At 32.2% G+C, this 11386-nt stretch carries 13 protein-coding genes and 1 tRNA gene; 4 read left to right on the top strand and 10 right to left on the bottom strand.

What is annotated here, in order from left to right:
* Positions 1–167 precede the first annotated feature (167 nt).
* Positions 168–1403 (bottom strand): FtsX-like permease family protein, encoded by a 1236-nt coding sequence (locus Q0050_RS00115; RefSeq protein ID WP_298391471.1) that lies wholly within the window; start codon positions 1401–1403, stop codon positions 168–170.
* Between the two features lie 58 nt (positions 1404–1461).
* On the opposite strand from Q0050_RS00115, the gene Q0050_RS00120 reads away from it, so the two are divergent.
* A complete protein-coding gene (locus Q0050_RS00120; RefSeq protein ID WP_298391473.1) occupies positions 1462–2739 on the top strand; it encodes a DUF1343 domain-containing protein in 1278 nt (425 codons plus the stop codon).
* A gap of 3 nt (positions 2740–2742) precedes the next feature.
* On the opposite strand, the gene Q0050_RS00125 is transcribed toward Q0050_RS00120, so the two are convergent.
* Together Q0050_RS00125 and Q0050_RS00130 are read right to left on the bottom strand one after the other, a co-directional pair.
* On the bottom strand, positions 2743–3585 hold the full coding sequence (locus Q0050_RS00125) for a thioredoxin domain-containing protein (RefSeq protein WP_298391475.1): 843 nt from the start codon (positions 3583–3585) through the stop codon (positions 2743–2745).
* Positions 3586–3626: 41 nt separating this feature from the next.
* On the bottom strand, positions 3627–4124 hold the full coding sequence (locus Q0050_RS00130) for a YkgJ family cysteine cluster protein (protein WP_298391477.1): 498 nt from the start codon (positions 4122–4124) through the stop codon (positions 3627–3629).
* A 69-nt stretch (positions 4125–4193) separates the two neighbouring features.
* Here Q0050_RS00130 and Q0050_RS00135 point away from each other — a divergent pair, with 69 nt between their 5' ends.
* The gene (locus tag Q0050_RS00135; protein WP_298391479.1) at positions 4194–4892 is read left to right on the top strand and encodes a bifunctional 2-polyprenyl-6-hydroxyphenol methylase/3-demethylubiquinol 3-O-methyltransferase UbiG; all 699 of its coding nucleotides are present in this window, start codon (positions 4194–4196) and stop codon (positions 4890–4892) included.
* A 75-nt stretch (positions 4893–4967) separates the two neighbouring features.
* Here Q0050_RS00135 and Q0050_RS00140 read toward each other — a convergent pair whose 3' ends face one another.
* From Q0050_RS00140 to era, 6 genes are all read right to left on the bottom strand, one after another.
* Entirely contained in the window at positions 4968–6122 is a 1155-nt protein-coding gene (locus tag Q0050_RS00140; RefSeq protein WP_298391481.1) for an aminotransferase class V-fold PLP-dependent enzyme, read from the bottom strand.
* Positions 6123–6208: 86 nt separating this feature from the next.
* Positions 6209–6670 carry a DUF2059 domain-containing protein gene (locus Q0050_RS00145; protein WP_298391482.1) on the bottom strand — a complete coding sequence of 154 codons (462 nt, stop codon included), beginning with the start codon at positions 6668–6670 and terminating at the stop codon, positions 6209–6211.
* Positions 6671–6835: 165 nt separating this feature from the next.
* The gene (locus Q0050_RS00150; protein WP_298391484.1) at positions 6836–7234 is read right to left on the bottom strand and encodes an energy transducer TonB; all 399 of its coding nucleotides are present in this window, start codon (positions 7232–7234) and stop codon (positions 6836–6838) included.
* A gap of 1 nt (position 7235) precedes the next feature.
* The gene (locus Q0050_RS00155) at positions 7236–7868 is read right to left on the bottom strand and encodes a 7-carboxy-7-deazaguanine synthase QueE (RefSeq protein WP_298391486.1); all 633 of its coding nucleotides are present in this window, start codon (positions 7866–7868) and stop codon (positions 7236–7238) included.
* Positions 7869–8163: 295 nt separating this feature from the next.
* The gene (gene der, locus Q0050_RS00160; RefSeq protein ID WP_298391488.1) at positions 8164–9474 is read right to left on the bottom strand and encodes a ribosome biogenesis GTPase Der; all 1311 of its coding nucleotides are present in this window, start codon (positions 9472–9474) and stop codon (positions 8164–8166) included.
* A gap of 108 nt (positions 9475–9582) precedes the next feature.
* Positions 9583–10467, bottom strand: a complete 885-nt coding sequence (gene era, locus Q0050_RS00165) for a GTPase Era (RefSeq protein WP_298391490.1) — start codon at positions 10465–10467, stop codon at positions 9583–9585.
* Between the two features lie 119 nt (positions 10468–10586).
* On the opposite strand from era, the gene Q0050_RS00170 reads away from it, so the two are divergent.
* Both Q0050_RS00170 and Q0050_RS00175 read left to right on the top strand, forming a co-directional pair.
* Positions 10587–10659: transfer RNA gene (locus Q0050_RS00170), tRNA-Met, on the top strand.
* Positions 10660–10715: 56 nt separating this feature from the next.
* Positions 10716–11162, top strand: a complete 447-nt coding sequence (locus tag Q0050_RS00175; RefSeq protein WP_298391492.1) for a KTSC domain-containing protein — start codon at positions 10716–10718, stop codon at positions 11160–11162.
* Positions 11163–11230: 68 nt separating this feature from the next.
* Here Q0050_RS00175 and Q0050_RS15290 read toward each other — a convergent pair.
* Positions 11231–11386, bottom strand: a 156-nt coding sequence (locus tag Q0050_RS15290; protein WP_367277130.1) for an OmpA family protein, incomplete at its 5' end; no start/stop codon positions are given.

Consider the following 11386-nt stretch of genomic DNA (forward strand, 5'->3'; position numbering starts at 1 on the left):
AAGAGTTGTTTATTAATCTACTCTCTTTTTATATTCTAACTCTTTTATACAATACAAAGGTACCACAACCATACATCATCTATGAAGTATCTATGGAGTATCCATACACTATCCATACACTATGACCCGTCCTGAACCGTCATAAAATAACTATACAGATTAATAAATTAATCGAATCTGATTGTTTTAGCGGGTGAAATCTTCGTTATTATATAGGAGGGAATTAATAAAACAAGTAGACATATAATTACAGTTCCAAGATTTAATAAAATAATGTATCCTATATTTATGTCTACTGGCGCTGTGTTAACATAATAACTTTCTGGATTTAACTTTACTATTTCTAAATTCTTTTGGAGCAACAATAATCCTATACCTATGGTATTACCCCATAAAAGACCTCTTGTTATTAGATAAAACGAATTATACAAGAATATTTTTCTAATAGTCCAGTTATTTGCACCTAATGATTTTAATATACCTATCATTTGAGAGCGTTCTAAAATAATAACCAATAGGGCCACCACCATATTAATAGTTGAGACGATTATCATCACTATCAGAATTATTATTATATTAAAATCGAATAGTTTCAACCAATCAAAAATATAGTAATATTTTTCAACTATAGTTTGGGCGTTCAATGTTGACGGTATTTCTTTATATACTTGTTCGCCTCGCTCATTTATTTTATTGAAATCATCTACAAAAACCTCGAAAGAACCAGCTTGATTGACATTCCAGTTATTTAACTTCTGAATGTGGCGAATATCTCCAATTATATAAGCAGCGTCGAATTCCTGAAAACCAGAATTATAAATACCTACAATTTTAAAACGACGACTTTTAGGTAATTTGTTCTCCTTTCCATTTAAAAAGAAAGTATTAAAACTACTTCCTAATTTAAGACTTAACCTATTTGCAAGATATTCGGAAATCAAAATCTCTTGGTTTAAATTGGAACTCAAATTTGGAATCCTACCTTCAACCAAGTACTCTTTTAAGAAACTCCAATTATAATCTTTCCCTACTCCTTTATATGTAATCCCTTCAAATTCATTTTCTGTTCTGATAATTCCAAGTTTTGTTGCTACAGCCTGAATGTGATTTATTCCTTTTACGGATTTAAACTTTGGATAAAATGTTTGATTGATGGAAACCGGTTCATCACTTCCATCAGATTCATTGCCATTAAAGTTTGATATAATTATGTGACCATTGAATGCGGAAACCTTTTGGCGTATTTTTTGTTGCAAACCAGTTCCAGTGGCAATCGAAACTATCATCATAATAATTCCAAGTGCTATGGCTGCAATTGCAATTTTTATTATTGGTGCAGATATACTACTTTTATACTCTTTAGTAGTAATTAGTCGTTTAGCTATAAAATGTTCTAGGTTCAAAAGTTGTCTGTTTGTTGCAAATATATATAAAGTAGCAAAGTTTAATATATAAAAGTTTATGAAATACATTATTAACACAATATTATTAGGTTTAGTTTTTTTGTTTATTTCTTCCTCGTGTGGCATACTACCAAGAAGATATAACCAAACAACACAAAAAACACAAGAGGAACAAACAATAAATAAAACCGTAAGTGTAAGTATAAAAACAGGAGCCGATAACTATATACAATATCTACCTTTAATAAAAGACAAGAGCATTGGAGTAATAACGAACCAAACAGGCGTGGTTTCTTCTTTGAAAACTGACGCGACTTCACTTCCACAAAACACAACTATAAGTACAACAAACAAAAGTTTGGTAGATTTTTTATTAGAGAATAATGTAAATCTTAAAAAAATATTTGCTCCTGAACATGGCTTTAGAGGAACAGCTGATGCCGGAGAACACTTAGTTGATGGTAAAGACACAAAGACAGGTCTACCTATTATATCCTTATATGGTAATAATAAAAAACCAAAACCTGAGCAATTACAGGGAATAGATATAATGATTTTCGATTTACAAGATGTTGGTGCAAGATTTTATACCTATATATCATCTTTACATTACATTATGGAGGCTTGTGCTGAAAACAATATAAAGTTACTTGTTTTAGACAGACCTAATCCGAACGGAACTATTGTGGATGGTCCGATTCTTGAAAAGGAACATTCGAGTTTTGTGGGAATGCACCCTATTCCGTTGCTACACGGAATGACAATTGGAGAATATGCTCAGATGATTAATGGCGAAAAATGGCTGAAAAACCAAGTACAATGCAACTTAGTAGTTATTCCTTGTGTAAACTATACTCGCGAAATGCCTTACAGCTTGCCTGTAAAACCATCGCCTAATTTGCCAAATGATCAATCTATCAACTTATATGCAAGTTTGTGTTTGTTTGAAGGCACAAATGTAAGTGTCGGAAGAGGTACTGAGGCACAATTTCAAATTTATGGCTCACCTTTTTTACCTAAAAGCGACTTTAACTTTACTCCTGTTCCTAACTTTGGCGCAAAAGAACCCGTGTATAAAAATCAATTATGCTACGGTGAAAATTTAACTTCGATTCCGAAAGTTACTAAATTAGAATTAAAATGGCTGATTAAAGCTTTTAACACTACGACCGACAAAACTAAATTCTTTAATGATTTCTTTACGAAACTGGCCGGAACTAAAAAGCTACAACAACAAATAATTGATGGCGTTTCGGAAGTAGAAATAAGAAAATCTTGGGAAAAAGGATTGCAAGATTTTAAGGAAATGAGAAAAAAATATTTGATTTATAAGTAGTTGTTACTTTTTAGTTTTTTCATAAAAAGTTAATAATGTATTAGAGTCAGCAATAATATTTTGTAACTCATTATTGTTTAGATATTCTTCAACTTCTTTTACATCAGCACCTGTTCCTTTAACGGCTACATATTTTAAAAACCAATAATCATACTGGTTGGATTGATCGATATCTGTTGACTTAATTTCAGCAAGTTTCTTTTCTAGTTTATCAAAATTAAATCTGTAAGCTAAATCAAATAACTTAATTAAGTCTAATTTTTGTTTTTTGACAGCATACGATTTGTCACTTTTTGAAAGATAGGTTTTAGAATTATCTATATAATAGTCACAAACTCTTAGTAAATCACTTTTAAGATCATTGTCAGTATACAATGAAAAATTATAATATTTGTAAAGTAGTTTTAAAGAATTGTAATAACTTGGTGACTTGTATTGATTTATCATTTCAATAGCTATCATTTCTGTCGATATCGCAAACTTGTCCAAATCCTTTAGTATTTCAGCAGAAGTTTTGTATCCTAACGAATTATTTAAAGTAGCGCCGTTGCCATCAAGAAAAAAAACATTAGGAATTGCAGATACATTATACTTATTAGCTATTTCCTTATCTCTATCGATATCAATTTTCACAAAGACAAAGTTGTCTAATGCTGCTTTTACACTTTCATCACTCCAAGTATCCCTATCCATTTTTTTACACGGACCACACCAAGTTGCCCAAAAATCAACAACAATGATTTTATTAGTAGCTAGTGCCAACTTTTTTGCCTCCTCAAGTGAAGAAGCTTCTGTTGCATTAATAAATTGTGAACACAGAACAAAAAACAATACTATTCTTTTCATAATTAACTAAGTTTTATAAAACTAAATTAATAAAAAAAAAGTTACAAAACTATTTTCTCTTTCATTTTTTCGACAATGTTAAACGCTGCTGGACAGATGGCTACATTCTTCAAGGTCAAATCGGCTATCTGTTGAAATTTCTTTCTATCGGTGTGCGGAAACTCTCTGCAAGCCTTTGGACGAACATCATAAATAAAACATTTATTGTCGGATTCTAAAAAAGTACACGGCACGCTTTGCAAAACATAATCATTATCTTCATCGATTCGCAAATATTGATCGATAAATTGCTGTGGTTTTTGCTTAAAATATTTTGAAATACGCTCAATATCGGCCGAGGTGAAAAGTGGTCCAGTAGTTTTACAGCAATTAGCACAATCTAAACAGTCGGTTTTTTTAAATTCAGCATCGTGCAGGTCTTGCATTACATAATCTAAATTCTTTGGTGCTTTCTTTTTAAGCTTATCGAAATACTTTTTGTTTTCGTTATGCTTATCTTTGGCAAGTTTTCCGAGTTCGTTTAGTTGTGGTTTTAACATCTTATCTAATTTCTGTTGCAAATTTAAGCAACTTTTAAACTCTTAAACCTTTAAATTTTTAAACTTTTTATGAAAGATTTATTCGGCAAAGCCATTTTAGATTTTCAAACTGATAACGCTCCTGAAGCCATTATAACTGAAACCAACATTTCTGAATCTGACGAAATGGATGTTGCCTACCTTTTTCGTGCTTTTAACGAAATGCCCAATCTGGAAAAAAAAGCATTACAACTTTCAAAAGGAAGGATTCTTGACGTAGGTTGTGGCGCCGGCAGCCATAGTTTATATCTACAAGAAAAAGGTTTTGACGTAACTTCTATCGATATTTCTGAAAATGCTATTGAAACTTGTCGACTTCGCGGCTTGCAAAAAGCTAGTGTTCAAAATGTTTTGGATGTAAAAAACGATACATTTGACACTATTTTATTATTGATGAATGGCACAGGAATATTTCAAACCCTTGCACAAACCTCCAGCTATCTTCAAAAATTAAAAAGTTTACTAGCCATAAATGGACAAATTCTAATTGATTCTTCCGACATTATATATATGTATGATGAAAACGAAGATGGTTCATTTCTTGTTCCTGCCGATAATTATTATGGTGAACTAACTTTTACAATTACATACAAAAACCAAGTTGAAGAAGCTTTTCCGTGGTTGTATCTTGATTACAATACCCTTCAAAATGCTGCTATAGCCAATGGTTTTCAGTGCGAATTAATCAAAGAAGGTACACATTTTGATTATTTAGCTCGCCTGTATTAGAAGTTTTTCCCAATTACCCATTGTAAAAGAAGTTTTCTAATCACGTATAATACTGAAATTAACTTGATGCAAAAATTACATTATCAAATCAGTAGTTTCCATTATATCAGCAATCGCTCTATACAAAACCTCTAAATCTTCTTGAGTGTTGTAAACATTAATAGAATATCTCATATAAAAAGCTCCGTTCAAAGGCATAATCGGAATTTGAATTTTATATTTTGAATATAGCAAATCTTTTAGCTCCATAGGTTTTTCGGTTCTAATAGGAATACTTGCCATTTGACCAAGGAATTCTTCTGTTATGGGACAGATTGGTTTTGTTCTCACCAAATCGCAAAAACGTTGGTAATTATCTAAAACCATTTTCCGGCACACCTTAGATTTTTCTTTCCAATTGTTTTCTTCTAAAAATTGAATAACTTTAGGAGTAGATAAATAGGTAGAATGATCGTTGGTACCTTGATATTCGTGGTAGTCAAGAAATCGACTTTCGCTTGGAGCTAAACTTTCATAACCCCAACTTACAACCAACGGATCGATATCGGCTTGAAATTCTTTTTTTACATATAGAAACGAACTTCCTTTTGGAGCCAACATCCATTTATGTAGCGTACCGGTATAAAAATCGGGATTTAATTCTTTAATATTTAACTCAATATGACCTGGAACGTGTGCACCGTCAACAATCGTGATTAACCCGAGTTGCTTTGCTTTATCACAAATTTCTTTAACCGGAAAAATTAATGCTGATGAACTTGAAATATGATTCAAGAAAATCACTTTTGTATTTGAAGAATAACCTTTCCAGAACTCTTCAATAATTTGTTCTTTGGAAAGAATTGGTAGTGAAATTTCTTGACGAATATATTTGGCACCTGACTTTTTACAGTAGAAATTCCAAGTTCTATCCATAGCGCCATATTCGTGATTGGTTGCCAAAATTTCATCTCCTGGTTGCAAATTCAAACTGCGCATTACCGTATTTATCGCAAAAGTTGGATTAGGAGTAAAAAAGAAATCTTCGGCAGCGCAACCTATAAAATCTGCAAAAGGCTTTTTGGCTTCTTTTAGGTAAACAGGCAATTTCTTTTGAATAAAATTTACTGGATCAGATTCTAATTCCAATTGAAGACGTTGATATTCTGTAAATATTGGTTTAGGGCTAGCGCCAAAGGAGCCGTGATTTAAAAAAGTAATAGTGTTATCTAAAAGAAACTGTGATTTCATAAAGTTTTTTTTATTTTTTAAAATTAGAGAATAAAAAATCCCAAACAAAAAATTGCTTGGGATTAAATATAATGTTCGATAGAATATTATTGCATGTATTTACCCATCAATTCTTGAACTTCACCTTGAAGAGACATCATTGACTCTTGAGATTTAGTCATAATTACTGGTGCTTTTTCCGCCATTTTCTTTCCTACTGGACTATCATAAAATGCTAAAATTGCTTTTACGTCTTCTCTAGTATATTCTTCCATAAAAATTTTAGCTGTTCCATCATAAACCTTAGCAATGATAGCATCAAACTCTACTAAAAACGCTGCTTGCTTATCTTCAGGAATCATCCCAATGATTTGTTTTTTTACAGCATCCATTTGAGTACCTGTTTCTCCTCTTTCAATTACTTTCATTACATCTTTCTTAAAAGCTTCATCAGAAGTAATTGAAGTTGTTGCAACTGCCGCTTCAGCTTTAGGAGCCGCTTTTTTAGCTTGAGCCAATCCAACTTGTGTTATAGCTAAAACTGCAAATGTTAAAATAACTTTTTTCATTTTGTTTGTGGTTTTAAATTTTTTATAAATATATTATTTTCAATTAGTATGCCAAAATTATTTTTAATAATTCTACTACAAAATCATTAGTAATAAAACCCACCTATAAGTTACAAAAAAACAAGAAAAAATTATAGTTTGAAAAACCAATTGCGTTTAACCACATCAATTATTGCTTTTCTTTTTCTTCATTTTAAATTCTAATGGAAATTTTATTTCTACACTTATAGTTTTTCCGCCTCGTTTGGCTGGTTCCCATTTAGGACAAGATTTTAGTACTCTTACAATCTCTGTTGCAGATTCAATATCAACAAACTGTACTACTTTAATGTTTTTTATTTCACCATTTTCGTTGATTGTAAAAGCCGTTATCATTCTTCCAGCTTTAGTAACTTTAGAAAAATCGAAATTTTTATTTATATAATCGTAGAAGAGTTCTAGACCACCACCATTGAAAGTAGGTTCGATTCTATCGCCACTCAAATATACCTCGTCTTCACCTTGAATTTGAGAAAACCCAGAAAGCGTGACCATAAAAAACAATAAAAATGCGATTTTTTTCATCTTACGGAATGTTTAAATATTTGTGGGTTTGCAAAGAAACTCTCCATTTAGGATTATTCATTACATATTCCACAATAAGTGGTGTCATTTCTTCTTTCTTGCTCCATTCAGGCTGTAGAAAAAGAATCGCACTTGGATTTACTTTTTCGGCTTGTTCTTCTGCAAAAATAAAATCGTGCTTGTTATAAATGATTACTTTTAGTTCGTGCGCAATGGCATAAGCATCATCTACTGGAAGTTTATTTTTTTTAGGTGAAAGACAAAACCAATCCCAGGTTCCAGAAACAGGATAACATCCAGAAGTTTCAATATGAACTTTTAATGCTTGATTTTTTAACTTTTGGGTCAACAATGACATGTCCCAAGTTAGAGGTTCGCCACCTGTAATAACTACCGTATCGGCATATTTTTTAGCATTTTGCACTATGAGATCGGTTGCTGTTGGCGGATGAAGTTCAGCATTCCAGCTTTCTTTAACATCGCACCAGTGACAACCTACATCGCAACCTCCAATTCTGATGAAGTAAGCTGCAGTACCGGTATGAAATCCTTCGCCTTGAATGGTATAAAATTCTTCCATTAGTGGAAGCATTTCTCCTTTATCGACGGCAATTTGTATGTTTTTTTCTAACATTTTTATTTTTATTAGCCACGAAGGCGCTAAGTCACAAAGTTTATTCTAAATCATTTACAAAGCTAGGTTTACAAAAAGTTTTAACTTTAAAAAGTATAACCTTCTTTGAAATTGAACTATTCTATTTACTAGAATATTGTTTAAAATTTTGAACTTCTATTAAAATGGAAAACTATCTAGCCCTGATGTAAGGGAAAAGCCTCGCTTCTTTAGCGAGCTTTGGAAAGGCAGCAGGAATTGCCATTATTGATAAAACCCAAGCCATTCGCTCCTTACTTTTTTAAGCTTAAATAATTTATTTTTCTCTAATGTAAATATCTATTGGAACTCCTGAAAAATCCCATTTCTCACGAATTTTGTTTTCAAGGAAACGTTTGTAAGCTTCTTTTACGTATTGTGGCAAATTGGCAAAAAACACAAACTGAGGTGTTGGTGTTGGCAATTGCATGCAATATTTGATTTTTACATATTTACCTTTCAATGCTGGTGGCGGATGATTTTCAATAATCTTCAACATGTGGTCGTTGAATTTGGATGTTGAAATTCGTTGGCTTCTGTTTTCGTATACTTTTACAGTTTCTTCTAAAGCTTTTAATAAACGTTGTTTAGTTAAAGCGGATACAAATAGAATTGGCACATCTACGAATGGCATTAATTGTTCACGGATTTTATTTTCATAATCACGTGTTGACATCGTATCTTTTTCTACTAAATCCCATTTATTAACTAGAATCACCACACCTTTTCTGTTTTTTTCTGCTAACCAAAAGATGGATTGATCTTGACCTTCGAAACCGCGAGTGGCATCAATAATAAGAATACAAACATCGGAATGTTCGATTGCACGAACAGAACGCATTACTGAATAGAATTCTAAATCTTCTTTAACCTTAGTTTTTCTTCGAATTCCAGCAGTATCAACCAAGTTGAATTCGAATCCGAATCGGTCAAATTTAGTATCAATTGCGTCACGCGTTGTACCTGCAATATCGGTAACTATATAACGGTCTTCGCCAATTAAGGCATTTATAAAACTAGACTTTCCTGCGTTTGGACGACCTACTACGCAAAAACGTGGTAATGCTACTTCTTCTTTGGTAGGTTCAGGTTTAACTGGAAAAGCATCAATTAATGCATCTAATAAATCACCTGTACCACTTCCAGAAATACTGGCGAATGTGAAATATTCTCCAAGTCCTAAGTTATAAAATTCGATAGCGTCTTTTTCGCGCATTGAATTATCTACTTTATTGACTGCTAGCAAAACTGGTTTTGTAACCTTACGAAGAAGTTTGGCAACCGTTTCATCCATTGGAGTTATTCCTTCTTCTACATCTACTACAAAAATGATCACATCGGCTTCATCGATAGCTAGTTCAACTTGTTTTCGAATTTCTCCTTCAAAAACGTCGTCACTACCGCGGATATATCCGCCAGTATCAATAACGGAAAACTCTTTTCCGTTCCATTCGCTTTTACCGTAGTTTCTATCTCGAGTAACTCCCGAAACAGAATCTACAATAGCTTCTCTTCTTTGTATCAGCCTATTGAACAGGGTTGATTTCCCTACATTAGGTCTTCCTACTATCGCAACAATGTTATTCATTTGTAATTATAGATTATAGAACATTAATTGATAGAATTATTTAGTATCTATCTAGTTTGTTAAGAACGTTATTTGTAGTAACATCCTTTTATATTTTTTGCAAAGGTACTACTTTTGGTTGTAACCAAATCTTCTTAATTGAAATTGGTTACTTCTCCAATCTTTATTGACTTTAACAAACATTTCGATATGAATTTGTTTGCCAAAGAATTTTTCTAAATCTTGACGCGATTGCATCCCTACTTTTTTTAAGGCGGCACCTTTGTGACCAATGATGATTCCTTTTTGAGTATCGCGTTCCACCATAATTACAGAACGAATTCTTATGATTTTTTCATCTTCTAGAAATTCTTCGGTTTCGATTTCGACTGCATATGGAATCTCTTTATCGTAATTCAATAAGATTTTTTCACGAATAGTTTCATTTACGAAGAATCTTTCTGGTTTATCCGTTAAAGCATCTTTTGGATAATACGCAGGCGATTCAGGAAGTAATTCTAAAATTCGAGCGAAGACCTCTTTCACATTAAAATTCTCTAAAGCTGATATTGGATAGATTTCTGCATTTGGAACTTTTTCTTTCCAAAGTTCGATTTGTTCTTCTAGTTGTGTTTGGTCTGATTTATCTATTTTATTTAATAAAAGTAAAACCGGAATTTTAGCGTGAATAATTTTATTGAAAAAAGCTTCGTCCTTAAGTTCTTTCTCGCCAATCTCTACCATATAAATTAAAACATCGGCATCTTCAAAAGCAGACTTTACAAAATCCATCATTGATTTTTGCATTTCATAAGCGGGTTTAATAATTCCAGGAGTATCTGAAAGAATTACTTGAAAATCATCACCATTCACAATTCCGAGAATTCTATGACGAGTTGTTTGTGCTTTAGAGGTGATTATTGACAAACGTTCTCCAACAAAAGCATTCATTAGAGTTGATTTTCCCACGTTTGGATTTCCTATTATGTTTACAAAACCGGCTTTATGCGACATTTTAAATTATTTTATTTGCTGCAAAGGTAGTCATATCAAGCGAATAGTAGAAATAAAAGATTTTTTTAATTTTTTTGTTGCAAGTGTCATTATTCGTTGTATATTTGCACTCGAAACATCGCGGGATAGAGCAGTAGGCAGCTCGTCGGGCTCATAACCCGAAGGTCACAGGTTCGAGTCCTGTTCCCGCTACTAAGAGAAGCCATTCAGAAATGAGTGGCTTTTATTATTTAATAGAAATTAAGTTTATGAAAAGAGTTATTGAGTACAGAAAGTTATTAGAAGTTGATAAAAATGTAACTTTAAAAGAATTAAAAACCATTTACAGAAACAGTATGAAGGATAATCATCCTGATAAATTTGTGAATGATGAAGAAGGTAAACTTGCAGCTGAAGAGAGAAGCAAAAACATTATTAACGCTTATCATTTTTTGGTAAGTATCTCTAATGAAACAGTTGAAAAAAATCTTCCTGAATATCAAGAAACGATTAATAATCATAATATTCTTGATTTTTATTTAGAAAAACAAACCTTATTTGTAACCCACGTTAACGGTGTATCTTACGAATATATTGGTGTTCCGAAAAATGTTTATGTGAAAATGGTAAATGCTGAATCTCCTAATAGGTTTGCAAAGCGTCACATCTATGGCAACTTTATATATAGAAAAGCTGGAGAAGGAACTGAAGATTAATGCTCAATAATAGAAATAAAAAAAACCACCGATTGGTGGTTTTTTTGTTTGTATACTTATGCTAAGAATTACAATTTCGTAATTATAAATTCTGATCTTCTGTTAGCTTGGTGTTGTTCTTCTGAGCAGTTTGATTGATTTGTTGGTTCACATCCACAATCGTTTACTAGCTGAGATTCTCCATATCCTTTACCTGTAATTCTGTTTTTGTTGATTCCTTTTGC

It is taken from the genome of Flavobacterium sp., from assembly GCF_027483985.1.
GTDB lineage: Bacteria > Bacteroidota > Bacteroidia > Flavobacteriales > Flavobacteriaceae > Flavobacterium.

Excerpts from the sequence above, each read along its gene's own strand:
- Q0050_RS00120 (WP_298391473.1), top strand. The coding sequence starts at position 1,462 with ATGAAATACATTATTAACACAATATTATTAGGTTTAGTTTTTTTGTTT.
- Q0050_RS00125 (WP_298391475.1), bottom strand. The coding sequence starts at position 3,585 with ATGAAAAGAATAGTATTGTTTTTTGTTCTGTGTTCACAATTTATTAAT.
- Q0050_RS00130 (WP_298391477.1), bottom strand. The coding sequence starts at position 4,124 with ATGTTAAAACCACAACTAAACGAACTCGGAAAACTTGCCAAAGATAAG.
- Q0050_RS00135 (WP_298391479.1), top strand. The coding sequence starts at position 4,194 with ATGAAAGATTTATTCGGCAAAGCCATTTTAGATTTTCAAACTGATAAC.
- Q0050_RS00140 (WP_298391481.1), bottom strand. The coding sequence starts at position 6,122 with ATGAAATCACAGTTTCTTTTAGATAACACTATTACTTTTTTAAATCAC.
- Q0050_RS00145 (WP_298391482.1), bottom strand. The coding sequence starts at position 6,670 with ATGAAAAAAGTTATTTTAACATTTGCAGTTTTAGCTATAACACAAGTT.
- Q0050_RS00150 (WP_298391484.1), bottom strand. The coding sequence starts at position 7,234 with ATGAAAAAAATCGCATTTTTATTGTTTTTTATGGTCACGCTTTCTGGG.
- Q0050_RS00155 (WP_298391486.1), bottom strand. The coding sequence starts at position 7,868 with ATGTTAGAAAAAAACATACAAATTGCCGTCGATAAAGGAGAAATGCTT.
- der (WP_298391488.1), bottom strand. The coding sequence starts at position 9,474 with ATGAATAACATTGTTGCGATAGTAGGAAGACCTAATGTAGGGAAATCA.
- era (WP_298391490.1), bottom strand. The coding sequence starts at position 10,467 with ATGTCGCATAAAGCCGGTTTTGTAAACATAATAGGAAATCCAAACGTG.
- Q0050_RS00175 (WP_298391492.1), top strand. The coding sequence starts at position 10,716 with ATGAAAAGAGTTATTGAGTACAGAAAGTTATTAGAAGTTGATAAAAAT.